The organism is Streptomyces sp. NPDC058051 (assembly GCF_042885475.1).
Lineage (GTDB): Bacteria > Actinomycetota > Actinomycetes > Streptomycetales > Streptomycetaceae > Streptomyces.
Genome location: NZ_JBHVRW010000019.1, coordinates 93127 through 117315, shown reverse-complemented (window position 1 = coordinate 117315; position 24189 = coordinate 93127). Strand labels below are relative to the sequence as shown.

Annotated in this window: 25 protein-coding genes; 6 read left to right on the top strand and 19 right to left on the bottom strand. The window is 70.4% G+C overall.

Features of this window, described 5'->3' with window-relative positions; all coding sequences use genetic code 11:
* Positions 1-146 precede the first annotated feature (146 nt).
* Positions 147-1511, top strand: a complete 1365-nt coding sequence (locus ACFVUT_RS26725; protein ID WP_389654731.1) for an ATP/GTP-binding protein — start codon at positions 147-149, stop codon at positions 1509-1511.
* A complete protein-coding gene (locus ACFVUT_RS26720; RefSeq protein ID WP_389654733.1) occupies positions 1444-2079 on the top strand; it encodes an RloB family protein in 636 nt (211 codons plus the stop codon). Before ACFVUT_RS26725 ends, ACFVUT_RS26720 begins: the two co-directional genes overlap by 68 nt.
* 81 nt (positions 2080-2160) lie before the next feature.
* Here ACFVUT_RS26720 and ACFVUT_RS26715 read toward each other — a convergent pair whose 3' ends face one another.
* Complete coding sequence (locus ACFVUT_RS26715) at positions 2161-4614, bottom strand: helicase C-terminal domain-containing protein (RefSeq protein ID WP_389654735.1); 2454 nt, start codon at positions 4612-4614, stop codon at positions 2161-2163.
* A gap of 75 nt (positions 4615-4689) precedes the next feature.
* On the opposite strand from ACFVUT_RS26715, the gene ACFVUT_RS26710 reads away from it, so the two are divergent.
* Positions 4690-5847, top strand: coding sequence for a hypothetical protein (locus ACFVUT_RS26710; RefSeq protein WP_389654737.1), 1158 nt, complete (start codon positions 4690-4692; stop codon positions 5845-5847).
* A gap of 172 nt (positions 5848-6019) precedes the next feature.
* Here the strand turns inward: ACFVUT_RS26710 and ACFVUT_RS26705 are convergent, their stop codons facing one another.
* The 4 genes from ACFVUT_RS26705 to ACFVUT_RS26690 form a co-directional block, all read right to left on the bottom strand.
* Positions 6020-6997: an ABC transporter substrate-binding protein gene (locus ACFVUT_RS26705; protein ID WP_389654739.1), complete on the bottom strand. Its 978-nt coding sequence runs from the start codon at positions 6995-6997 to the stop codon at positions 6020-6022.
* A 190-nt stretch (positions 6998-7187) separates the two neighbouring features.
* Positions 7188-8042: an ABC transporter ATP-binding protein gene (locus tag ACFVUT_RS26700; protein ID WP_389654741.1), complete on the bottom strand. Its 855-nt coding sequence runs from the start codon at positions 8040-8042 to the stop codon at positions 7188-7190.
* A complete protein-coding gene (locus ACFVUT_RS26695) occupies positions 8039-9118 on the bottom strand; it encodes a FecCD family ABC transporter permease (protein WP_389654743.1) in 1080 nt (359 codons plus the stop codon). Before ACFVUT_RS26695 ends, ACFVUT_RS26700 begins: the two co-directional genes overlap by 4 nt.
* A complete protein-coding gene (locus tag ACFVUT_RS26690) occupies positions 9115-10125 on the bottom strand; it encodes a FecCD family ABC transporter permease (protein WP_389654745.1) in 1011 nt (336 codons plus the stop codon). The genes ACFVUT_RS26695 and ACFVUT_RS26690 overlap by 4 nt, the downstream gene beginning before the upstream one ends.
* A 117-nt stretch (positions 10126-10242) precedes the next feature.
* On the opposite strand from ACFVUT_RS26690, the gene ACFVUT_RS26685 reads away from it, so the two are divergent.
* Positions 10243-10857 (top strand): HAD family hydrolase, encoded by a 615-nt coding sequence (locus ACFVUT_RS26685; protein WP_389654747.1) that lies wholly within the window; start codon positions 10243-10245, stop codon positions 10855-10857.
* Here the strand turns inward: ACFVUT_RS26685 and ACFVUT_RS26680 are convergent.
* The 14 genes from ACFVUT_RS26680 to ACFVUT_RS26615 all read right to left on the bottom strand — a co-directional run bounded on the left by ACFVUT_RS26680 (position 10780) and on the right by ACFVUT_RS26615 (position 22925).
* Positions 10780-12315, bottom strand: coding sequence for a DUF6177 family protein (locus ACFVUT_RS26680; protein WP_389654749.1), 1536 nt, complete (start codon positions 12313-12315; stop codon positions 10780-10782). The genes ACFVUT_RS26685 and ACFVUT_RS26680 overlap by 78 nt on opposite strands.
* 28 nt (positions 12316-12343) lie before the next feature.
* Complete coding sequence (locus ACFVUT_RS26675; protein ID WP_389654751.1) at positions 12344-12805, bottom strand: hypothetical protein; 462 nt, start codon at positions 12803-12805, stop codon at positions 12344-12346.
* Between the two features lie 28 nt (positions 12806-12833).
* On the bottom strand, positions 12834-15122 hold the full coding sequence (locus ACFVUT_RS26670; RefSeq protein ID WP_389654753.1) for a hypothetical protein: 2289 nt from the start codon (positions 15120-15122) through the stop codon (positions 12834-12836).
* 5 nt (positions 15123-15127) lie between these two features.
* The gene (locus tag ACFVUT_RS26665) at positions 15128-15526 is read right to left on the bottom strand and encodes a DUF6507 family protein (protein WP_389654755.1); all 399 of its coding nucleotides are present in this window, start codon (positions 15524-15526) and stop codon (positions 15128-15130) included.
* A gap of 461 nt (positions 15527-15987) precedes the next feature.
* The gene (locus ACFVUT_RS26660) at positions 15988-16608 is read right to left on the bottom strand and encodes a hypothetical protein (RefSeq protein ID WP_389654757.1); all 621 of its coding nucleotides are present in this window, start codon (positions 16606-16608) and stop codon (positions 15988-15990) included.
* Positions 16608-17246 carry a hypothetical protein gene (locus tag ACFVUT_RS26655; RefSeq protein ID WP_389654759.1) on the bottom strand — a complete coding sequence of 213 codons (639 nt, stop codon included), beginning with the start codon at positions 17244-17246 and terminating at the stop codon, positions 16608-16610. Before ACFVUT_RS26655 ends, ACFVUT_RS26660 begins: the two co-directional genes overlap by 1 nt.
* Positions 17243-18193, bottom strand: a complete 951-nt coding sequence (locus tag ACFVUT_RS26650) for an ABC transporter ATP-binding protein (RefSeq protein WP_389654761.1) — start codon at positions 18191-18193, stop codon at positions 17243-17245. Before ACFVUT_RS26650 ends, ACFVUT_RS26655 begins: the two co-directional genes overlap by 4 nt.
* The gene (locus ACFVUT_RS26645) at positions 18181-19254 is read right to left on the bottom strand and encodes a FecCD family ABC transporter permease (RefSeq protein WP_389654763.1); all 1074 of its coding nucleotides are present in this window, start codon (positions 19252-19254) and stop codon (positions 18181-18183) included. Before ACFVUT_RS26645 ends, ACFVUT_RS26650 begins: the two co-directional genes overlap by 13 nt.
* The gene (locus ACFVUT_RS26640) at positions 19235-20386 is read right to left on the bottom strand and encodes an ABC transporter substrate-binding protein (protein ID WP_389654765.1); all 1152 of its coding nucleotides are present in this window, start codon (positions 20384-20386) and stop codon (positions 19235-19237) included. The genes ACFVUT_RS26645 and ACFVUT_RS26640 overlap by 20 nt, the downstream gene beginning before the upstream one ends.
* 162 nt (positions 20387-20548) lie before the next feature.
* A complete protein-coding gene (locus tag ACFVUT_RS26635; protein ID WP_389654767.1) occupies positions 20549-21175 on the bottom strand; it encodes a glyoxalase in 627 nt (208 codons plus the stop codon).
* Positions 21176-21180: 5 nt separating this feature from the next.
* Positions 21181-21645, bottom strand: a complete 465-nt coding sequence (locus tag ACFVUT_RS26630; protein WP_389654769.1) for a helix-turn-helix transcriptional regulator — start codon at positions 21643-21645, stop codon at positions 21181-21183.
* A 133-nt stretch (positions 21646-21778) separates the two neighbouring features.
* A complete protein-coding gene (locus ACFVUT_RS26625; RefSeq protein ID WP_389654771.1) occupies positions 21779-22189 on the bottom strand; it encodes a VOC family protein in 411 nt (136 codons plus the stop codon).
* Positions 22190-22447: 258 nt separating this feature from the next.
* Positions 22448-22684, bottom strand: coding sequence for a hypothetical protein (locus ACFVUT_RS26620; protein ID WP_389654773.1), 237 nt, complete (start codon positions 22682-22684; stop codon positions 22448-22450).
* Entirely contained in the window at positions 22674-22925 is a 252-nt protein-coding gene (locus ACFVUT_RS26615) for a hypothetical protein (RefSeq protein ID WP_389654930.1), read from the bottom strand. Before ACFVUT_RS26615 ends, ACFVUT_RS26620 begins: the two co-directional genes overlap by 11 nt.
* Positions 22926-23037: 112 nt before the next feature.
* On the opposite strand from ACFVUT_RS26615, the gene ACFVUT_RS26610 reads away from it, so the two are divergent.
* Positions 23038-23880, top strand: a complete 843-nt coding sequence (locus ACFVUT_RS26610; protein ID WP_389654775.1) for a Scr1 family TA system antitoxin-like transcriptional regulator — start codon at positions 23038-23040, stop codon at positions 23878-23880.
* A complete protein-coding gene (locus ACFVUT_RS26605) occupies positions 23861-24127 on the top strand; it encodes a DUF397 domain-containing protein (RefSeq protein WP_389654777.1) in 267 nt (88 codons plus the stop codon). Before ACFVUT_RS26610 ends, ACFVUT_RS26605 begins: the two co-directional genes overlap by 20 nt.
* Positions 24128-24189: the final 62 nt, after the last annotated feature.

Genomic DNA, 24189 nt, shown 5'->3' with positions numbered 1-24189 from the left:
CGGGCGGCTGCCGGCCGGTGTGAGCACGGTGTCGCACCGACCCGGAAGGGTGAGAAACCTCTGCGATGTCGTTTGACCGGCGGTATCGTCGAATTCCGACGAAAAACCCTGTCCAGCGACACTGTTCCATGCTTGGAGGAGCTGCCGTGCTGCTTCGGTTCCAGGTCACGAATCACACGTCGCTCCTGGAGGAGCAGGAACTGTCTCTCGTCGCCACCGATCACCACCCGGAGCGCGCCGAGGCGGGACTGGCGGGTGGCGAGTTCCGTGCGGTTCCTGTCGTGGCCGTGTACGGCACCAACGCCTCCGGGAAGTCGAACGTCATCGACTCCCTCGGCTGGATGCGATCGGCGGTGCTTTCGTCGTTCCGCCACTGGGATCCGAGTGGCGGAGTCCCGCGTCGGCCGTTCGCCCTCAGGCGGGACGCGTCCTCGTACCCGAGTTCGTTCGCCGTCGACTTCGGCATGAACGGAGTGCGTCACCAGTTCGGTTTCTCCGTCGATGACGATCGGGTGACCGAGGAATGGCTCTACTACTACCCCGAGGGCCGACAGCGCCGTATCTACGAGCGAGGCTCCGACGACAGCGTCGTTTTCGGACGCTGGCTCACCGGGCGGCGCAAGCTGATCGCCGAACTGCTGAGGCCGAACAGCCTCTACCTGTCGGTCGCGGCGGCCCAGGGGCACGACCAGCTCGGGGAGGTGTTCCGCTGGTTCGGACGCGGTCTGCGGATGGCGACCGATCACGACTTCCCGCAGCGGGTCGACCAGACGGTGCAGCTCTGCCTCGCCGACGATGTGGAGCGCACAACAGCATCGACGATGGCTCTGCTCCGTTTCGCGGATCTCGGTGTGTCCGGGCTGGAGATCAAGGAGCCGGACGAGTGGTCGCAGGAGGACCACAAACGCATCACCCGGGCGCTCAGGGACGCGTTGGGGGAGAAGGTCAGGATCCAGCACGACCCCGGGAAGCGCGTACGCGTCGAGCACCGGACGGCGGACGGAGTCTTCCCGCTCGACCTCGCGCAGGAATCGAGCGGAACCCGAACGTGGATCGGCCTCATCGGCCCGGTGATCACCACACTGGCGCAGGGAGGTGTGCTCTGCGTGGACGAGTTGGACGCACGTCTGCATCCGTACCTCGTGGATGCTCTGGTCGGTATGTTCCAGTCGCCCGAGACCAATCGGACCGGAGCCCAACTGGTGTTCAGCACACACGAGGCGGCTCTGTTGGGCCGGAACGTCCGGACCGAACTCTTCAGGGACCAGGTGTGGTTCACGGAGAAGGATCCGCACACGCTCGCGACGCGGTTGTTCCCCATGACGGAGTTCTCGGTGCGCGATTCCACGGACAACCTGGAGAAGCGATACCTGGGCGGACGCTACGGGGCGGTGCCCCACTTGGACGACGAACTGCTGCGGGACGTCGCCGTGGCAATCCGGCATGGGGGTGGACGTGAAGCGGGGCAAGCCGCTGAGGCGGACGAAGGGCGCACGCCCGGAGCAGCGTAGGTTTCTGGTCCACTGCGAAGGGGAGCGCACGGAGGACCAGTACTTCAAAGGGTTACGGACCGAACTGCGGACGCTGCCCGTCGCCATCTGTCTCGGCGGTGAGCACGGCGAGCCGAAATCGCTTGTCAAGGCGGCGATTGAGCATAAGAAGCGGGCTCTCCGTTCCGCGAGCGACCGGTGGATGGAGTACGACGAGGTCTGGTGTGTGATCGATGTCGAAGCACCCGTTCCGCACGAGGGGCTGGCGGATGCGCTGAAGCTGGCCGGACAGCACGGGATCGAGGTGGCGCTCACCAATCCGTGTTTCGAGCTCTGGCTTCTCCTGCACTTCAAGGACGTGTCGGCCGACGTGCACGTCGGCCGACGTGCACGTCGGCCGACGCACAAAAAGCGCTCGCGGGACTCGACTCCTGCGGCTACTCCGTCAGTCGCAAGCACCTGGCGTACGAGAGTCTGCGCGACGGATACGACCGGGCCGAGGAGCGCGCGCGGATGTTGCGGCGGCAGGGGGCGAAGGGACACGCGGACAATCCGTGGACGGACGTGGACCGGTTGGTCGGGTTGTTGAAGGCGTCACGGTACGGACGGGCCTGAGCACCTCAGGGGTTCCGCAGACGCCACGTCCTGACCGGCACCTCCCGGACGCCGGTCAGGACGTGGCGTCGTCGGCCAGTTCGGCGACGCCGGTGATCCGGTGCAGCGGGTACGTGCGGACCTCGTCCGCCGTGTGGTCGTACGCCGTGACGAACCCGCCCTCGACCCGGACCGGGGCGATGACGCGCTGGCTGGCCGCCCCGTCCGCGTTGACGTAGCCGATCCACAGCGCGGAGCCGGTCATCGCGGCGGCCTGGACCGTGGCCAGGGTCTCGGCGGAGGTCGTACGGGGCAGGGAGCCGGGCGCGTCGGGGGCACCCTGGTCCTTGCGCACCACTGTGGCGGCCGTGTCCCCGGCGCGGATCGCCCGTACCGCCGCGCCGAGCAGCGTGGCGTCCGGGACCGGAGGGCCCTCGGGCACGGGGACGGGGGCCGTGCGGGGCGGGGTGCGGCGGGCGCCCGCGCGGGTGATCAGGACGTCGCCCTCGGCGGATTCGGCGGCCGGTGCGTAGCCCATCTCGCGCAGCCCGTCGAGCAGGGACGCCGGGTCGACCTGGGCGGCCAGGGCCGTCGGCGCGAGGCGGCGCAGGCGCAGAGCGGCCGAGCGCTTGTCGGCGAGGATCTCGTTCAGCACGGCCTCGTCGTCGCAGCGGACGTACGAGGAGCAGGCGCCGATCCGCAGATGGCCGTGGCGGCGGGCGACGTCGTCGATGAGGTAGCTGAGCGGCTGCGGCACCGGCGTGCGGCTGTGGGTGGCGAGGAACGCGTGCAGATCGGCCGCGGACTGCCCGGCGTCCAGGGCTCGGCGCACCGATCCGGGGGTGAAGCGGTAGACCGTCGCGCCGCCCTTCGACTCGATGTCCGCGAGGGCGGAGAGCATGTCCGCCAGGGGGCGTTCCAGCGGGCCGGGGGCGACCGCCGTCAGATCAGCCTGGAGCAGGACGTGGTCCAGCGGCTCCGGGATGAGGGGCGCGAGCAGTGCTGCCGCCTCGGCGGGCCCGGAGTCGAGCAGGGCGCGGGTGTGCGCGGCGAGCGCGCCGCGGCCGGTGATGCCGAGGATCTCGGACTCGTTCAACGTCCACAGGGCGATCCGGGACCTCAGGTCGGAGGTGTCTCCGGTGCTGGTGGAGGCGCCGCGCAGGGGGCGTTCCCAGCGCAGCCGGGCGAGGACCGTCGCCGGGTCGGGGGCGGTGCCCGGTTCCAGGGCGGCGAGGAGGGCGAGGACCCGGTGGCGTACCCCGGGGGCGGCGGAGCGGTCGAGGTCGGGGCCGAGGGCGGACAGGGCACGGCCCTTGGCGTCCTGGCCGCCGACCAGTCCGGGGGTGCGGGTGGCGGCGAGCCAGGCGGTGGCCAGGCGCGTCCAGCGGTCCTGGGCGGGGAGTTCGGCCCAGTCGTCGTACGCGGGCGTCGGCGCGTACCGTTCGTCGGCCTCGCCGTCGGAGGCCAGCAGCCCGGCCGCGTAGGCGAGTTCGACCCAGAACGCGGCGACCGGTTCGGATACGTCGAGGGCGGTGGCGGTTCTCTTCAGCTCGCGGACGCTGAGCCCGCCGGCGCGCAGTATCGGGGGGCCACCGCCGTTCCAGCTCTTCAGCAGGTCCTCGACGGTGCTCACCGCCAGGAACGCCTGCCCGGCCGCGGCGCTGTCCACAGCCTGGGGATCGCGTTTCGCGACCGGCTCGACGGCGGGCGGCAGGGGTTCCGGTACCCGGTGGGCCCGCCCGGCCCGCAGGTGCAGGGCGGCCTCGCGGGGCAGTACCACGGTGCGGGTCGACACGGGCAGCAGCAGTCCGCGGTCGCGCAGCCACTGCACGGGCGGGGCGGGGTTCGCCGTCACTTCGCCGTACGGCGGTCCCCACACCAGCCGGTCCAGTACGGACAGGGCCTCGGCGGGGGCGGTGTCCAGCAGCGCGGCCATCCTGGCCCGGTCGGTGAAGAGCGCGGACAGGGACGTCACGGCGGAGACCGGGTCATGGGTGGTGGGCAGTCCGGCGGCTGCCAGGATGTCCTGGATGCGGCCCGGTGACATTCCGGCGGTCGCCTCCGCGACGGTCGGGCCGAGGCCGGTCGGGGAGGGGTGCTGCGGGGACGGCGCGAGGATTTCGCGCGCGGTACGCACCAGCCGCAGCCGGTCGTCGTCGCCCCAGACGAGGGCCTGTTCGCGCAGAGTGGCCAGAGCGGTGGGCAGCGCGTCCTCGATCGCCGCGCCCGCGTCGTCACGGTGCTCGCCGTCGCCCCGGCCGTCGCCGGTGAGGAGGCCGAGCAGCGTCTCGTACGGGGCGGGATCGGGTGCCACGGCCAGCGCTTCGGCGGCCTGCAGGGCGAACCGGTCGAGGTGCTCCAGCGCGCGGACGACGGAGGCACGCGTGCCGGCTCTCGTGGCGAGCTGAGTGATGTCGCCCGGTACGGGGGTGAGGAGATCGGGGCGGGCGCGCAGCAGCCCCGCCAACGACGCGTCGTCCCGGGCGCGGAGAGCTTCGGCGAGCGTCCGCGGTGGTGTGGTCATCCCCATCCGTCCCACGGTAGTCGCTCCGGACAGGCCCGAGGGCGCTACCGTCGGTGCAAGGCGGTAGAGGGGAACCATCGCGTGGGGATCGAGAGCGACCAGCTCGTCTACGACTATCTGAGCCGTGTCGGGGACGTGGCGCAGCAGCAACAGCTGTCCTCGGGCGTCCGGATGAGGCTCGTCTCGACGCTGCGGAGCGAGATCGACCGGCAGCGCGGAACGCAGTCCGCGGACACCCCGGCGGCGGTCCGCCGCATCATCGGGAGGCTCGGCACACCGGATGAACTGGTCGCCGCCGCGGCCGCGTCGGCGGGCGGGGCGGTGGAGCTGCCGCAGCAGCCGGACCCTGCCGCGGGTGCGGGGCGCGGCATCCCCCGCCCGCGCCCCGCACGTACGGGGATGCTCCGGAAAGACGGTTTCGGCAAGGGCGCGTCGCGGGCGCGTGCGGAGGGGGCGGAGGGGCCGGCCGCGGAACAGGAGCCTGCGGCCGGATCCACGGACCCGGCAAACTCCGCGCACCCGTTGGACTCGGCCGACCCGGCGGCTCCGGGAGCCGCGGCCGGGCGGGGGTCGTCGCCCGGGCAGGCGCCTTCGCCTCCGCACATGGCCGGTACGGACGAGCTGGGGCCGTCCGGGGGCGAGCCCGACTGGTGGCGGATCGAGCCGGGGCCGTTCGGCGCGGGCGTCGATGTGCCGGGGTTCGTCGGCGGCGTCGAGATCCCGGAGATGATGGGGCAGCCCCGGTCCGGGGACACCGTGCCGCACCCGCGCACGGACGACGCGGTGGTGGACGAGGACGACGGCGTTCCCGAGGACGGCCCCACCGAGGAGGCCGTGCGGCGCAGGTGGCGTCCGCGCCTCGGCCGTCGCGCGCCGCGCGAGGGCGGGACGAAGGGCCGCGGATTCTCCCACCCGTTGCTGCTGCTCGCCGCCGCGCTGCTGGTCGCGGGCGCCGTGCTGGGCTCCTGGCCGGCCCTGGCGGGCGGCTGGCTGCTCGCGTACGGCTCACGCAAGCTGACCCGCACGGAGGCGAAGTGGGCCGTGCTGGGGCTGCCGGGCGTGGTCGCGGCGGCTGCCCTGGTCTGGCTGTGGGGCAGAACCGAGAACCGCTGGGGCGAGCCCATCGGGGACGGGCAGATGAGTGCGGTGATGGGCCAGACGTGGCCGTGGGTGGTGCGGGGGGCGGCCGTCGCCTCCGCGCTCTACCTGGTCTGGAGGGCGCGGAGGCCACGGTCGTGAGAATCCGGGCGTCACACCGTCACCGGCCCGGGGCGCCGACGGTGTGAGGGCGCGAGGCCACGGCCGTGAAAGCCCGGACGTCGGCCCGTCACCGGTCCGGACGTCGACCCGGGTGTCAGCCCGTCGTCGGCCCGTCACCGGCCCGGGCGTCAGCCCGCCGTCGATCCGGACGTCAGCCCGTCATCTTTGCCTGGAACTCGTCGAGGATCTGGTCCGCGGCCGTGTACCCGATGCCCGCGATCCACAGGCGGTCGTCGACCGTGAAGACCTTGCCGTTCCGGGACGCCGTCAGTCCCTTCCACAGGCCGCTCTTCGTCGTCTTGGTCGTGCCCGCCTTCGCCGGGTCGCCGTACGTCGACGTGAAGATGACGTCCGCGTCCGCGAGGTCGATCTTCTCGGGTGACACGTCGTACGAGAAGCCGTCCTTGGCCTTGTCCGTGATCGCCGGGCGGCCCACGCCGAGGTCGGCGAGGATCGATCCGATGTAGTTCTGCTTGCCGTAGATGCGGATGTCGGCGCCCTCGACGAAGCGGACGAAGTTGACGTCCGTGGCGGCTGCCTTCTCCTTGCCGCCGATCGCCTCGGTCACCTTCGCGACATGGGCTTCGTACGCGGCTATGGCCTTCTTCGCCTCGGCCTGCTTGCCGAGCGCCTCCGCGTGCGTCTGGAGGTTCTCCTTCCAGGCGGTTCCGGTGGCCTCCGTCATCACGGTGGGAGCGATCGCGCTGAGCTGCTCGTAACGGTCGCCGTCCCGGACCTTGCTGGTGAGGATCAGGTCCGGCTTCAGCGAGGCGACGGCCTCCAGGTTGGGGTTGGCGATCTCGCCGACCTCCTTGATGTCCTTCGTCCGGTCCGCGGGCAGGTAGGAGGGGAAGCCGTCCTCCGTCGCCGAGTGCGTCGCACCGACGGGCTGCACGCCGAGCGTGAGCGCGGAGTCGAGCTCACCGGTGTCGAGGACCACGACACGTTGGGGGGTGACGGGGACCTTCACGTCACCCATGGCCGTCGTGACGGTACGGGTCTTCGCGGCAGCGGCGTCGCCGTCGTTCTTGTCACCGGAGTCCGAGGAACCACAGGCGGAGAGCGTGAGGGCGCCGGCCAGGGAGAGCGCGCCGAGGGCGAGGCCGCGGCGGCGGGTGAACGTGGTCATGAACTGCCTTTCGTCGGGGTCGGGGTGAGGAGGCACAGAAGGACCGGCGCGGCCCGGACATGGGCCTCACGCCACCGGGAGCAGGCACGGGTCACGTCGCCGGAGCGGGCACGGGACACGCCACCGGAGCGGGCACGGGACACCTCGCCGGAGCCGACACGGGGTGCGCGCCACCGGAGCCGACCCGGGGTCACGTCGCCGGCGCGGCCTGCCACGGCGCGCCCGGCACCACGAGCGGCGAACCCGTCACGGGGCACGGGACGATCACCGCGTCCAGACCGAAGACGTCGTGTACGAGATCGGCGGTGACGACGTCCTTCGGGTGGCCCTCGGCCACGATCCGGCCCGCCTTCATGGCGACCAGGTGGTCCGCGTACCGGGCGGCCTGGTTGAGGTCGTGGAGCACGGTGACGACGGTCCGGCCGCGGCTGCCGTCCGCCGCCCGGGCGGTGAGCCGGCGCACCAGGTCCAGGACCTCCACCTGGTGGGCGATGTCGAGGTACGTGGTCGGCTCGTCGAGCAGCAGCAGATCGGTCTCCTGGGCGAGGGCCATCGCGATCCAGACCCGCTGGCGCTGCCCGCCGGACAGCTCGTCCACCGACCGGTCGCCGAGCGCGGTGACGTCCGTACGGTCCATCGCGTCCGTCACCGCGCGCTCGTCCTCCTCCGACCACTGCTGCCACCAGTGCTGGTGCGGCTGCCGGCCACGGGCGACAAGATCGGAGACGGTGATGGCCTCGGGGGCCACCGGGGTCTGCGGCAGCAGCCCGATCGACTGCGCGATCCTGCGCGTGGGGATCTTCGACAGTTCGGTGCCGTCCAGGAGGACGGCCCCGCCGCGCGGCTTGAGGAGCCGGCCGAGCGCGCGCAGGGTGGTCGACTTGCCGCAGGCGTTCGGCCCGACGATGACGGTGACCCGGCCGTCGGGAACGGCGAGGTCCAGCTCCTGGACGACGGTGCGGTCCTCGTACGCGAGCGTCAGCTCCCGCGCCGTGAGGCGGCTGGTCGCGGTCGTCGTCGTGGCGGACGTACGGGTCGAGCTCATGCGGTGCCTCCTGTACGGCCGCGACCGCCGCCGTGACCGCGGATGATCAGCCAGATCAGATACGGGGCGCCGACCGCCGCCGTCAGAACGCCCACCGGCAGCTCGGTGGGCGAGAAGAGCTTGCGCGCCAGCAGATCCGCGAAGACCACGATCACCGCGCCGAGCAGCGCCGAGCAGAACAGCGGAATCTGCGCGGTACGGGTCATCCTGCGGGCGATCTGCGGGGCGAGCAGCGCCACGAAGTCGACCGGACCGGCCGTCCCGGTCGCCACGGAGGCCAGGATCACGCCGAGCGCGACGAGCCCCAGCCGGACCCGTCCCAGCCGCACCCCGAGGGCCGTCGCGGTGTCGTCGTCCATCGACACGGTGCGCTGGGCGCGGGCGGCCCACAGGACGGCCGGCAGCAGGACCAGCAGCGCCCAGCCGATCGGTGCGGCCTGGGACCAGCCGCGGCCGTTGAGCGAGCCCGTCATCCAGATCTGTGCCTGCTGCGCGACCAGGTAGTCGCCCTTCGTCAGGAACAGGGTGGTGACCGACCGCAGCGCGATGGCGAAGCCGATGCCGATGAGGACGAAGCGGGTGGCGTGCAGCCCGCCGCGCCAGGCGAAGACGTACACGAGCGCCGCCGCGGCCACCCCGCCGATGACGGACAGGTACGGCAGCATGGTGTACGAGGTGACGCCGAAGGTCATCGCGCCGACCGTGAGCGCGCTCGCGCCCTGGCTGATGCCGATGATGTCGGGGCTGGCCAGCGGATTGCGGGCGACGGTCTGGATCAGCCCGCCGGCGATCCCGAACGCCGCACCGACCAGCAGGCCCACGACCATGCGCGGCAGCCGCAGCGTGCCGACGACCAGTTCGTCCGCCGACGGCTGCCCCAGGATCACCTTCACGACCTCGCCGGGCGCGACGAAGCTCTCGCCGACGCAGAGGTAGGTGACACAGACAGCGGCCAGCAGGACGACGAGGACGGCGGCGACGACGGCCGCCCGCCGGTGCAGCAGGAACCGGCCCCGCGCCCCGATCCGCACGACGTGGTATCCGGCGGGCCGCACCCGGACCGTGGTGTCACTCATGCGGGGACCGCCTTCCGGCGTACCAGCGCGACGAGGAACGGAACGCCGATCAGGGCCGTCATCACGCCTGCCGGGACCTCGCTCGGCGGGAAGACGATACGGCCGATGACATCGGAGACGAGGAGCATGACGGGTCCGATCAGCGCGGCCATCGGCAGGACCCAGCGGTGGTCGCTGCCGACGATCGCGCGGGCGATATGGGGGACGGCGAGTCCGATGAACGCGATCGGGCCGGCCGCCGCGACGCCGACACCGGTCAGCAACGTGGCTCCGACGCCGCCGACGACGCGTACCGTCGCGACCTTCTGTCCGAGCCCCTTCGCCACGTCCTCGCCGAGCGCCAGCGCGTCGAGCCCGCGGGCGACGGACAGCACGAGCACGGTCCCGATCAGCATGAACGGCCAAATCTGCTGGGCCACATCGGCCTCGCGTCCGGCGATCGAGCCGACCTGCCAGAAGCGGAACTCGTCCAGCGCGGACGCCTTGGTCGTCAGGACCGCCGTCGTCACCGACACCAGCAGCGCGTTGATCGCGGCGCCGCCGAGAGCGAGCTTCACGGGGGTGGCGCCCCCGCGCCCGCTGGACGCGACGGCGTACACGGCGACGGAGGCGATCGCGGCGCCGGTGAACGCGAACCACACGTACCCCGTCAGGGTGTGGATCCCGGCGTACGCGATGGCCAGCACCACGCCCACCGAGGCGCCCTGGCTGATGCCGAGGATGCCGGGGTCGGCGATCGGGTTACGGGTGATGCCCTGGAGCACCGTGCCCGCGAGGGCCAGCCCCGCGCCGACCATCAGCCCGATCAGGGTGCGGGGCACCCGCATGTTCCGGATGACTTCGGCGGCGTCGGAGTGCCCGCCGTGCAGCAGGGCGTCGACCACCTCGGACGGGGGTATGGAGCGGGCCCCCACGGCAAGGCTGAGAAGTATCGCCACGAGCAGCGCCGCGACGGCCGCCGCCGTCGCGAGTGCGCGTCTGGAGCGGCGTGGAGCGGCGGCTGACATCGGACCCAATCGGAAGCGAAACAAAGTTAGGCTTGGCTAAGTCTAAGCATCGCCGTTCCGGCACCCCAGTCCCCCTGCCAGGACGCCGCCGCACCCGGTGCCGCGACAATGGATGACATGCCTGCGTACCCGCTGACGGTCGGCTTCGACCTCGACATGACACTCATCGACTCCCGGCCCGGCATCAAGGCCGCCTATCTGGCGCTTTCCGCCGAGACGGGGACGCCGATCGACACGGATCTGGTGGTGAGCAGGCTCGGCCCGCCGGTCGACGACGAGCTGCGGAACTGGTTCCCGGCCGACGTGGTGGCCGCGACCGCCGACCGCTACCGGGAGATCTATCCCGCCCACGCCATCGCCCCGAGCCTCGCGCTGCCGGGCGCCCGGGAGTCGGTCGCGGCGATCCGCGAGCGGGGCGGCCGGGCGATAGTCGTCACCGCCAAGTACCGGCCGAACGCGGAACTGCACCTGGCGCACCTCGGGATCGAGCCCGACGCGTTGATCGGCGGCCTGTGGGCGGAGGCCAAGGGCGAGGCGCTGCGCGAGCACGGCGCGCACGTGTACGTGGGCGACCACGTCGGGGACGTACGGGGCGCCCGCACGGCCGGGGCCCTGTCGGTCGCGGTCACCACGGGTCCGTGCGACGCGGAGGAACTACGGGCGGCCGGGGCGGACGTCGTCCTGTCCGCGCTCACGGAGTTCCCGGCCTGGCTGGACGGGTACGCGGCGTAGGCCCTCCGGCGGGAGCGGGGGCGCTTTCACCAGGGGCGTCCTGGCCGGCGTGTCCGGCCTCTGCCGGGCGCCGGTCAGATGCTCGTTGATCTGCCGGAGGCGTTCCCAGGCGGCGGGATCGGTTCCGTCGCCGAGTGTGTAGTGCAGGGCGGGCCGGGCTGCCGGGCCGAGCCGGGCAGGCGTCGTGCCGGCGAGGGTCTGGCGGGTGTGGTCGGGGCCGAGGTCGGCGACGGCGTCGGGGCCGAGGGTGAGACCGAGCGGCACGGGCGGCGGCTCGTAGTGGGCCGGGGTGGTCAGATCCGCGCGTGCGGTACGGAGCTGGCCGATCATCGTGGCGAGGTTGTGGCCGGTGGCCAGGGACTCGGCCAGCTCGGGAAGGACGTCCGACGGAACGTTCCGTCCGGCTCCGTATCCGATGGCCAGAGTGATGTGCTCCTCGACGCCGAGAGGCGTGCGGGCGGTGCGCACGGTGGCGATCGCGGGGTGGTCGGGGGCGCCGACGGCGACGATCCAGGTGGGCTGGGACCGTTGGGCGCGGGTGCGAGCCAGGTCGGTCAACTGCCGTGTGGACCACGGGACGTTGATGGGTTCTGCGGTGGCCCATCCGGCGGGGGCGGCTCCGGTGAGCGTGCGCCAGGCCAGTTCCAGGGCACCACCGAGGACGAGCCGTTCATCGGGCGGGTGGACCGTGCGGACGGAGAGCAGCAACTGCCGTTCCCCTTCCCTGCCGGCTTGGGTCCGGAAGGTGTCCGCGATCCGGGGGCCCTCGCCGGTGACAGGGGCGAAGTACCCGCCGTGCCAGTGCAGTACGGCCCCGGAGAGTCCGTCGTAGTACCCGCACGCGGGGTCGCGCACGACCCAGCGGGAGGGCAGCCCGTCCAGCAACGTGCGGGCAGGGAACGTGAGCCGGGTGCCGGGCGGGGTGAGAATCTGCAGTTCACGCCCGGTGCGGGCCGCGTTGCGCACCACGTCGGTCAGCCAGGTAGTGGCAGCGATCACGGGGCGGCCCTGGATGACGACAGCCGCCTTGTCGGTGAGGATGTCGACGCCCATGGGGGCTGCCGTCGTGGTGGCGTCGGCGAGGTCGGCCACGACGTCGGTGTGACCGGCCCGGCGCGGCCAGACGGTGCCGCCGAGCACGGCCGTCAGGCGCCCGGCGACGGACCCGGCCAGCCGCCCGGCTTCCTCCACCGCCGTGGTCGCCCGCGCCTCGGTCCACCACACGGGCGACTCCGCGCACACGCTCGACCCGAGCAACCGGTCCACCTCACCCGGGACTTGGATGTACCGGGGCGCTTCGAGCGACACCAACGCCTGCCCGGCAGCGGTGCACAACTGCGCCACCGCCCCGCCGGCCTCACGGTTCACCCGCAGATCAGGACCACCGGCGTGCAGCCCGGCCAACAGCGTGCGGGTATCCGGCATCTGCGGGGTGAGAGCGATGACGTCCTGGGTCATTGACTGCTTCCTGGAGCACTGAACCGCATCATTCCTCTTCACTGGTGCGAGATGCCAACCCCAGCGCGAGCTCCGCACTGGCAAGCATTCTCGCGATCTCAATGGGAAGATTTTTGAACTCGGCCATCACAACATCTGCAGGGTCAATTTTACGACTCCCCCCGTCACGACCTTCCACCTCGATGACATAGCGATAGCCACGAGGTACGGCCGGGTCATCGACCACAACCCAACGGCCCCCATGTCCCTGGATCAGGAAATCCGAAACATACGACATCAAGTCACTGTGCAGCGTCGCCCAGTCTGATTGCTCGAACTGATCGAGAGGGAGACGTGATACGTAATTCTGCAGAGCAGGAATCAGACTCAGCGGATCCCTGACATACACAGCCGGAAGAACTCCCAGCATGTCAGCGATTTCGATGACCGTCCGACGCCCCTCTTCAGCCCAACGCTCAAGATCCGGCTCCGGAGCACCCGACTTCATCATTTCCGACACCTTCCGCTACAACTGACACTCACTTGGGAGCAGGCCCGTACTCAACAAAAACAATTCGAGCCTGCACAAGATAATTCCGGAGAGCCTGAGATGGAGGCGCATCCATGAATACCCACCGGGGATCGTAACCCGGATCCATCCGCCGCAGCGTGAGATCTTTATTGATCTGCTCCATCATACCTGCATTCATAGGCACTTCCCCCTTTACTGTCCGACTCGTCCCATCAGAGAGCTTAATCGTTCGGAATTGCAGGTAGTGTTTGACTTCTACGGCCAAAGTGCGGCCGTCCGGCAAATCAACGGGAACGTCCACCTTGCGGCCGCCCGGGGCTTCGACAGGATAGTAGGGGTGGTCATGGGTCGGAACAGGGAAGTGCCACTCAGGCCCACCACCGAACATTTCTCGTCCTATCTCCTCCGCCATGGTGTAACGGTGGCGTCCCGCACGCAGGGCACGCAGTTGGCGTAGAGACAGTTGAGCCTCCCCGGGCGGCAAGGTCGGGCGTGTGAAGTCGGGTTCGCCGGCCCCTTCGCCGTCACCGTGTTGCCCCGCATCATGGTGCGTTCCCACTGAATCGACTGCAGTCGGCTCTCCATGCTGCTCACCCGATTCAGGCACGTCCCCGTGAGTACCGCCATCCCCAGATGTCGACTCATGAGAGCCACCGGTGTCAGCTCCCTCTGATCCGTCAGCCCTGTCCGAGCCGCGCCCGGCTCCTTGGCCATCCACACGCGCGTCTCCGGGCCGAGCATCACGACTTGAGGAACCACTCCCCTGATGACCGCCATCGCCTACGCCCCTCGCACCCGCGGGAGCCGACACTCTGTCGGGCGAGCGCGCCCCCGGGCCCGCATCGTGCGTGGCGGAGCCGCCACCGCCCGGGCCACCACGCCTGTGCTCACTGCGCACATCGCCGCCCCCTCCTGCCGAACTGTCGTGGCCCGCCTGCGGCGGCAGGCCCTCCCCCCTGCGGGCCGCGCCCTCGCCGGCTCGGGCACCTGCACCAACCAACTCGCGGTCGTCGGGGCCGGTACCAACCGATCGTTCTGCGGCGGCGGGCTCGTGCGGCACCGGGGCGGTGTTGGGCGTGCCGTCCCGGTCGAGTGGGATGAGGTTGCCGTCCTTGTCGACCCGGTAGCGGTCGCTGAGGTCGAAGGCGCCGTCGGGGAACTTCGTTTTCGGCAGTTGGAGGTGGTCGCTGACGTTGGCCAGGACCTGGGAGACCTTCGGCAGGTCCGAGAGGGCCTTGGCCGCCTTGAAAGCGCCGCCGAGGGGGTCGAGGGCGTCACCGATCCTCGCCACGGTGCCGGCCGCCTTCGCGAACGTGCCGCCCTTGCCGAGCTTCGAGGCGGCGCCCAGGGGGCCGGCAGCGAGGGTGAGTATGTTGAAGGAGACCACGGCATGTGCACGCGCGGGATCCTCCTCCCACGTGTCGTACGCGATGAACTGCTTGCCGAACTCTTTCGCGTACGCCTTGCTGTCGCGCTGCCAGCCGGACAGGTGATCGCCCTGCCCGAACAGGTCCATGCCGTAGGCATAGCCGCCGACAGCCGTGCGCCTGAGCCCGTCCCATGCCTGGTCACGGGCTTCTCCTCCGTGAAAACCGATCAGCGTGCCCAGGCCGTCGATGCCGCCCCAGATGCTGTCCTTGGCGATGCCGTCCCACGCCCAGCTCTTGGCCCCGTGCCCCCACCACTCCAGACTCCACCGCTCGTAGGTACGCCCCTCCGGGCTGCCCCACGGCAGGTCCTTCATGTCCTTGAGCTCGTCGGCGCTCTGGCCGTACATGCCGAGCCCGTGGGTGCCGTCGTCCACGACCCACTGCGGGCGGCAGGCTCCCGGACTGATCGCGTTGATCTTGTTGGCGGCATTGCGCTCGGCTTCCTGGAAGCCCTCACGCGCTGCCGCCACCCCGTCCATCAGCGCCTGATGCGCATCCGTCCTGGCCTGGTCCTCGGTCCAGTCGTCCTCGCCCCGCACGCTGTCGACGAAGGTGAACGCGTCCAGCTTCAGCTGCCCCAGCCGGTCCGCGTGCGGCCTGGCCTCGAAGACGAACGTGTCCAGGGCATCGGCCAGCGCCTCGATGTTCCCCGCGAACTCCTCGGACGTGTCCATCACCGGCTGCGTGGAGGAGAACAACCGGTCGGCCTCAGGAGCCTTGTAATACGCGGCCGTCGCCTGGAAGCGCGAGTGGACGTCCTTCCCTCCGGACCGGATACCCGTCGCATGCGTACGCAGCGAGGACGCGGCCTTCTCCAACTGACCGAAATCACCCGTGTACTGAGGAATCCCACCCGGTTCGATCACGCCGGCTACTCCCCGCCCTTGTGGTCCGCCTTCTGCCCGACCGCCCTGATCTCGGCGGGAGTAGGCGCCTTCGCCGCATCGCGCTGGGCCTGGGCCGCCATGGCCAGGTCGCCCTCGATGTACTCGGTGACGGCCTCGACCGTCCCGTCCATGGTCTTCTTCGTACGGGCCGCCATGAACCGGATGCTGTACTCGTTGTCCGAGACGAAGTTGACCACCGCGGCCCCCACCGGCCCCGCGGGCGCCTCACCGCAGTACGGCCCGCTGATCGTCCCCGCGGACAGCGCGGCATCCTCCACGCTCACCCCGTAGCCGCTGACACCCTTACCCAGGTCCTCCGACGCCAGCCCCACCAACGACAGAACAGACTCCACCCCGCTCGGCCTGATGTCCCACCCGGTCATGCCGCCCCCTCGACTCTCACGGCGCCCGGTCCGCCGAGGCCATCGGCACGCCCCGCGTGCGACGTCGGCCGGACCGGATATGTCCCCTGTCCCCTGCCCCCGTACACGCCGCTTCCCCGCGCGTTCGATCATGTCTATCAAGGGTTTCGTTGCATGAGCAATGGAATTCCAGCCAAAGGGAAAGACGCCGAACCTCATCCTTCACTCGACTCGCTGAGCGCCTTCTCCTGCCGTGACAGGCAAGTTGGAGGGAGGACGTCCCCGTCACTCCCTGCCGCGCCATCAGCCAGGAACGCCCCCGTCATTACCTCAGCGAACAGTGTGCCGTTGAGCGAGAGGCGGGCATCACGTGCCGTCCGACACGGGCAGAACGGCTTGTACGAGGCCGGGCAACACAGGTCGTCCGAGGCCGGGCCAGACGGGTCGTCCCAGGCCGGGCAACACAGGTCGTCCCAGGCAGATCAGCCCGTCCACCGCAGCAGCCCGTAGAGCAGTTGCGTCGCGCCCGGCATGAAGCGCGAGCCGTGGTGATAGACGGGATCCATGGCGGCGACGATCAGGCGGCCCGGCGTGGACACGAGGTCTTCGTAGAGGAGGACCTGTTCGCGCTGGGGGTCTCCGCCCTGTTCCCGGACCGTGTAGGCGAGCGGGGTCGCGCCCGCCGGGGGCTTCAGGAGCCCGTGGTAGTGCCAGCGGACAGCACGCTCCGAGAGGAAGTCCCACGCCTCGTGGCCCTCGTGGGCGCGGCGTACGCCGTTGTCGTCGCCGGTGCGCCACCACCAGAAGTTGGTCTCGGCGGGCTCGCAGGCGTCCAGGCCGGGAAGCCAGCCGGTGATGTCGTTCTCGCCGAGGACCACGACGGTTCCGCCGCGCTCGGCGACCGTCAGCAGGGCCGGTGCGGCCTTCGCCAGCAGGCCGGGGTGAAGGCGGTCGGAGACGATCAGGGTGTCGACGCCTGCGAAGTCGTCCTCGCCGGCCTCCGGGAGGTAGATCGCGTGCGGGCGCCACGCCTGGACGGCCGGGTCGGCGAGGGTGGCGAGTTGGGAGAAGGATCCGCCGTGCAGGAATCCGAGGGTGGGCATCACAGGGCTCCTTCCAGCCAGGCGAGAAGACGGGGACCGAGGGTTCGGGTGGTGCGGTCGGGGTCGCTGAAACCGATCAGATCGTTTCCGGCATGGGCCATCACGGCGCCGGCCCCGAGCGGGTAGACGATGTCGATCGGGAGGGCGTGCGGGCCTATGCCGTTGATGACCTGGCCGTCTTCCGGGACGTGGGAGTGGTATCCGCGGCCGTAGAAGCCGGCCACGCCGACGCGGGCGAGTGCGTCGCCGACCGGGGTGCCGGGGACGCCGGTGCGGAAGAGGAGTTCGTGGAAGTCGACGCCCTCCCAGACCGGGTGCGGAGTGACCTGCGTGATCCGCAGGTCGGCGGGGCCGTGGAAGTCGAGTGCGCGCCAGGGGCCGAGTCCGGGAAGGAAGGGGCGTATGACGTGTCCGTTGACCAGGACGCGGCCTCCGGCGCGGACGAACCGTTCCAGCAGGGCGGTGCGGCGTTCCAGGAAGATCTGGTCGCAATTGAGGGAGAGCATCAGGCCCTTGACCTCGCCGCCGAGGAGCAGATCCTCGTCGAGGTCGTAGAGGTCGACCGGGTCGAACGGCGGGGCGTCGGACATCTCCCCGTACGGGTACGGACCCATGGTGACGTGGCGGACGGGGGTCACTCTGCGGCCTCCTGAGAAGCGGACAACGAAGCGGACGGCGAACGGGACGACGAACGGGACGACGAGGGGGACGGCGAGACAGACGGCAAAGGGGGCGTCGAGGCGGGCGCCAACCCGGACGTCGTAGCGGACGTCATAGCGGACCTCGTCGCGGACGTCGTAGCGGACCTCGTCGCGGACGTAGGGGAGTTACGGCCAGGGCCGAGGTCGGGCACGACCACGACGCGCGGCCCGCGTGGGCCCTCGACCGGGGCGGTGACGACGGGTATGCCGTACAACTGGCCGAGCGCTTCGGCGTTCAGCAGCCCGGCGGCCGGGCCCGTGCGGACGTCGTCGGACCCGAGGACGAGCACCGCGTCGTCGGCCAGGTGCAGGGCGTGGTCCGGGTGATGCGTGGTGAGGACGATGCCGAGGCCGGAGGCCGCCAACTCCTGCAACAGGGTCAGGACACGGGCCTGGTTGCGCAGGTCGAGGGCGGAGACCGGCTCGTCGAGGACCATCACCCGGCACTGTGCGGTGAGGGCCCGCGCGATCAGGGTCATCTGTTGCTCACCGCCGGAGAGTTCGGCGTAGGAGCGGTCGGCCATGTGCGCGATGCCGACCCGTTCCAGGGCTTCGGCGGCCAGTTCCCGGTCACGGCGACCGGGCGTGGCGTACGCCTTGAGGTGGCGGGAGCGGCCCATGAGGACCATGTCGGCGACGGAATAGCCGAAGGCCGAGCTGTGCGACTGCGGTACGTACGCCACCGGCGAGGTGGCCGTGACCTCCCCTTCGGTGGGCGTGAGGAGGCCGGCCAGGATGCGCAGCAGGGTGGACTTGCCACGGCCGTTGGGGCCGAGGACGGCGAGGACGCGGCCCTCCTCGGCGTCGACGTCGACGCCCCGGAAGACCCACCGGCCCTGGGTGTAGCGATGGCCGAGGCCGCGAGCGCTGATCACTGTGACCACATCCGGTTCCGCGACCTGGCGAGCAGGACGATGAAGAAGGGGGCGCCGATCACCGCGGTGAGGATGCCGAGCGGCATCTCGGCGGCGGTCAGGGTGCGGGACACGGTGTCGATCACGGTGAGGTACGCGCCGCCGATGAGAAAGGCCGCGGGCAACTGCACCCGGTGATCGCTGCCGGTCCACAGCCGGGCCAGGTGCGGGACGACCAGGCCGACCCAGCCGACCAGCCCGGCCACGGCCACGGAGCCGGCGGTCATCAGCGCGACGGCGCACAGCAGCACACCGCGGGTGAGGCGGGGCGGGACACCGAGCGCGACGGCGTCGTCGTCACCGAGCGAGAGGATGTTGAGCCGCCACCGCAAGGCGAGGATCACGGCTGCGCCGAGCAGGATCGGGACGGCCGCGGTGACCACCTTGGCGTAGGTGGCGGTGGCGAGCGAGCCGAGAAGCCAGAAGACGATGGACGGCAGTTCCGACTCGGGATCGGCGACGTACTTGGCGAAGGAGACCAGCGCGGTGAAGAACGCGCCGGTGACGGTGCCGCTGAGCACGATCATCAGGATCGGGTTGCCGGTGTTCAGCCGTCCGATCAGCATGACGACGGCGAGGGCGAGCAGACCGAAGCCGAAGGCCCCGCCGACCACCGCGGCCGAACCCAGCCCGAGGAGCAGGGCGAGGACGCCGCCGAACGACGCACCGGACGCGACGCCGATCACATCGGGGCTGACCAGCGGGTTGCGGAACACGCCCTGGAGGGCGGCGCCGCCGAGCGCGAGCCCGCCGCCGACCAGGAGGGAGAGCAGGACGCGGGGAAGCCGGACGTCGAGGACGACGGTCTGTTCCTGAGCGGTCCACGTCTCGCCGACCGGGAAGACCTGGCCGGCGAGCAGGCGGATGATCTCGTTGGGCGGGACCACGTAGCGGCCCAGAGCGAGCGCGACCAGGGACACCAGCAGGGTGGCGGCGACGAGCAGCGGGAGGTGGGGGATCCGGCGTCGCGCGGGGGCTCCCCCGGCGGTCGTGGGAGCCTCCGCCGTGAGGTCAGGCGCGGAAGCCGGCATAGCTCGCGCTCTTCGCGTTCATGTCCATGCGCAGGATGCCGTCGGTCTCGGTTGCGGAGATCGCATAGCCGTAGAGCCGGTCGAAGGTCTCCTTGATCTGCGTGCGCAGACCGTTGCGGGCAGCCAGTTCCGGGTGCAGGACCTGGGCGACCCAGCGCCACATCAGCGGGGACTCGCAGCACGGCGGATCCCACCGGTAGCCGCCCAGCGGCACCTTGTAGACGCGGCGTTCGCGTACGGCGCGGACGCCGGCCAGCTTCTTGTCGCCGTAGAGGTCGGCGGGGCTCGCCTCGTCGAAGGCGGAGAGCAGGATCACCTCGGGATCCCAGGCGAGGATCTGCTCGACGGAGACCTGCGGGGCGTCGGCGGAGATGTCCGCGGCGACGTTGGCACCCCCGGCGATCGTGGTCCAGTGGGAGACGTAGTCGGCTCCCGTGGCGGTCGTCCAGCCATCGGCGGCGGTGCGCAGGTAGAGGACCTTCTGCTTCTTCTCCGCGTACGGTGCGACCAGGGCGCGGACCGCCTTGTCCTCGGAGTGCATCCAGTCCAGCAGCTCGGAGGAACGTTTCTGCTTGCCCAGCAACTGGCCGAAGATCTCGATCCAGGTCTCCATCATCTCCTGGGTGCCGTAGGTCAGGCCGATGACCTTGAACCCGGCGTTCTCCAGGGGAGCGATGACGTCGTCGCCCATGTCGCCCCACTGGATCACCACGTCCGGCTTGAGGCCGACGATGGTCTCCACGTTGGGGACGAAGTCGGCGCCCGCGATGGTGGTGGTCTTCTTCGACTTCGGGAAGAGAGTGCCGAAGATGCCCTGCTTGTTGGCGGTGAGCGTGGACTCGTTGATGCCGACGATGTGGTCGTACGAGCCGTCCACCGCCGCGATCATCGAGGGCGACGGGATGATCGCGGTGGCGATGCGCCGCACCGGCCCGTCGAAGGTGACCTTCTTGCCGCGCTGATCGGTGACGGTGAACCGGTCGCCGGACGCGGCGGCAGCGGAGTCCTTCACTTCCCGTGAGGAGCAGGCGCCGAGCGCGCCCGCCCCGGCGAGAGCGGCGGCCCCGATGCCGAGACCTCTCAGGACGGTCCGCCGGAGGGGCGGGAGAGACGGGGAAACAGCGGCGGGCACAGGCCACCTCCGAGCGAGAGAACAAGTTAGGCATGCCTAACCTAAGTCACGCCCGGAGTGGCCCCGACAGGCGGGGGTGCCTTCTACGTGCGCCATACGTCCTGGCCGGCGGCCTGCGGATGCCGACCGGCCCGCGGATACCGGCCGACGCGCGGGCTCCGGTCAGGGCGCGGACACCGGCGATACGGCCTCCCAGGCGAACCCGTCCGGGTCGGTGAAAGGCCCGGCGTCTCCGCCGATCGCGAGCCGGTGCGATCCGGTGCCGTCGGGAGAGACACCGGCATCCTTGGCAAGGGCACGGCGCTTGTACAGCGCCAGCTTGACCGGGCTCGGCCCGGTGGCGAACTCGACGTACTTGCTGCCGAAGCTCTTCCCCACGGCCAGCCCCCGGGCGACGTAGAACCGCTTGCTCGCGGTCACGTCCTCGACACCCAGCAGGAGCACGATGTCGTCGATCTTCCGGGTGGCCGGTCCGGTGTCCTTCTTCGCCGAGGTCGCGACCTTCCAGATCGTCCCGTCCGGTGCCTGCACGACGCCGCCGTAGCCCCAGAGCGACTTCGCGACCGGCTTCAGCGACGTGGCGCCGGCGTCGAGGGCGGCGTCGACGAGGCTGTTGACGTCGGCCGGCTGGGACACCGTGAGCGACAGCGTGAACCCGCGGAAGCCGGTGGTGGGCGCCTCGGAGGCCCGCAGGCGTATCTGCGTGTCCAGGCCGAAGGCGGTGGTGCAGAAGCGGTGGGCGGCCGTGGGGTCGGCCACGTCGAGGGTGACGGTTTCGATGAATGCCATGGTCATCACGCTAGTTGCGGCTCGGCGACCGGCGCTTCTCGATTCCTGACCGGTCTTGTCACCTGTTTGACGACACACGCCGGCATCCCCGCCGCGGCACCCATCGCACGGCTCCGGTAGGTGCTGGGCGACATGCCGACCAGCTCGGTGAAGCGGGTGCTGAACGTGCCCAGCGATGAGCAACCGACCGCGAAGCAGACCTCAGTGACGCTGAGGTCGCCCCGACGCAGCAGCGCCGTCGCACGCTCGATCCGACGCGTCATCAGGTACGAGTACGGCGACTCCCCGTACGCCAGCCGGAACTGGCGGCTGAGGTGCCCGGCGGACATGCTGACGCCGCGGGCGAGCGCCTCGACGTTCAGCGGCTGTGCGTACTCCCGGTCGATCCGGTCGCGGACCCGGCGCAGTCGCGCGAGGTCCTTCAGGCGTTGCGCCTCGGCGCGTGCGCGGCCCCACGAGGGGTTGCACATGAGAGAACTCCCCTTTCATCGTTGTCCGCGAGCTTTCATCGGTGCCCGCGAGCTGTCATCGGTGTATGCGAGCACCCGGGCCGCATACCGAGGCATGCGGCGGGGTGCACGATGTCGATGGGGGCCGCAGGGCTCATCGAAGCTCCTGGATGCGGATCAGGTTGCCCGCAGGGTCGCGGAAGGCGCAGTCGCGGATGCCGTACGGCTGCTCGGTCGGCTCCTGCACGACCTCGCCGCCCCCGGTCTGCACCTTGTCGAACGTGCCGTCGAGGTCCGGGGTGGCCAGCAGGATCCAGCCGTAGGTGCCCTTGGCCATCATCTCGGCGATGGTGCGGCGCTCGTCCTCGGTGATCCCGGGGTCGGTGGCCGGCGGCGCCAGGAGGATGGACGTGCTGGGCTGGCCGACGGGGCCGACCGTGATCCAGCGCATCTTGCCCTGCCCGACGTCGCTGCGGACCTCGAAGCCAAGGATGTCGCGGTAGAAAGCCAGGGACGCGTCCGGGTCGTCGTGCGGGAGGGCGCTTGTGTGAATGGTGATGTCCATGAAACTCAGGCTAGGTGCGGCCCGTGAGCCGCGCTTCTCGAATCCTGATCGATCCGGCCGCCCGGTCCGCCGCGCACGAGGTGAAGCATCCGCCGCGCGCGCGGGAGCGCGTGCCGGGCGCATACGTACCGGTCATGGCGGTGGTCACGGAACGGCACGTCGGCAGGCCCCCCCTGCTTCCTGCCTTTTGCCTCCTGCTCCTTGCTCCTTGCTTCCTGCTTCCTGCTTCCTGCTTCCTGCCTGCGCTCGGCACCGCCCTCAGCGCGGAAGCCGTCCCTCCCGGTTGATCTCCGTCACCCGCGCCCGCAGCACCAGCCCCGGTGGCGCCGGCCGGACGAGGTCCGGCGGGCAGTCCCACTCCGCGCCCCCACCCGGCGGGCGCAGTTGTACGTACGGCCCGACGCTCCCCATCACCCGCCCCACCCGACCGTCCCGCGTGTCCACCGCGAACGATCCTGGCTCGGCCGCACCCGGCTCACGGCCCTCACCCGTCATGACCGGACCGTCCCTGCGCTTCCAGCACCACACTCAGCCGCAACGCCGTGTCGAGATTGCACCGGCCGAGGTCGACGAGCGGCTGCGCGGGCTCGTTCCCCGCGCACGACACCGGGTCGATACGCAACGACGGCAGCGTGATCCCCACTCCGGAGAATCCCTCCTTCAGCCGTGCCACCGCGTCCTCCGCCGCCCGCACTCTGCCCTCTGCTGCTTTGCGCCGTTCCATCGTCGTCATGATCCATTCCTTTCCCACGCTGAGTAATGACAATGCATACCCAGCGTGTCCAACGCATCGCTAGCCTGGAAGAGGCGCAGAACCAACAACCGCACGTGTGTCACAGGGAGTTGTCATGCCGGGGCCCAAAAAGCTCGATCCGTCCTCCTCTCCGCGCGCCCTCCTGGGCGCCGAACTACGCCACCGGAGAGAGCGCGCCGGTCTCTCCCAGGAAGAACTCGGCCTCCCGCTCTTCGTCAGCGGATCGTTCATCGGCCAACTGGAGGCCGGTACGCGCCGGATGCAGTTGGACCAGGCCCAGAAGCTCGACGAGATCCTGAACGCGGACGGGTTCTTCGTACGGAACTGCGAGGCCCTGAAGAAGTCGAAGTACCCGGATCACTTCGCTGCGGCGGCCGAGGCGGAGGCAGCTGCCGCAAAGATCAGGGAGTACTGCCCACTTCTGATCCCGGGGCTACTGCAGACGGAGCCGTACGCGCGGGCGGTGTTCCGCGCCTACCAGCCGGCAGCCCCGGAAAGCGTGATCGACGACCTGGTCGCGGCGAGGCTGGAACGGGCGCAGTTGCTCACCGATCCAACAACTCCGCTGGTTTGGGCGGTTCTGGACGAGTCGGTGCTGCGGCGCCAGGTCGGTGGCCCAGCCGTGATGGCGGAGGCTCTCCGCCACATCCTGAAGCTGGCCCGCGAGCACCGGATCATCGTGCAGGTACTGCCGTTCGGCGCGGGCGGGCATGCCGCGATGGGCGGCGGGCTCAAGTTGATGGCGTTCTCCGACGCACCCCCGCTGGCCTATTTGGACGGCCTCGGTTCGGGCCAACTCCTCGATGACCCAGCGGCAGTATCCGGATACGAACTGACCTACGATCTCCTGGTGGCCAACGGGCTGTCGCCCAAAGCATCCCTGGCCCTGATCGAGTCGGTGGCGGAGGATTACGCTCATGAAGATCAGAAGTTCTGACTACGACCTATCCACCGCGACGTGGCACAAGTCCTCCTACAGCGGAGGTGAGGGCGGCAACTGCCTCGAAGTCGCCACCTGGCGGAAGTCCACGTACAGCGACGGCAGCGGCGGCAACTGCCTCGAAGTCGCCGACGGTCACCCCGACATCGTCCCCGTACGCGACTCCAAGATGACCGAGGGCCCGACGCTCGTGTTCCGGTCGTCCGCCTGGGCGTCGTTCATCGCGGACCTCAAGAGCATCTAGCCGGACCGCAGAAGTGGCACGCGGCCGGTCACGCCTTCCGCACCGCCGGACCACACGCCCGG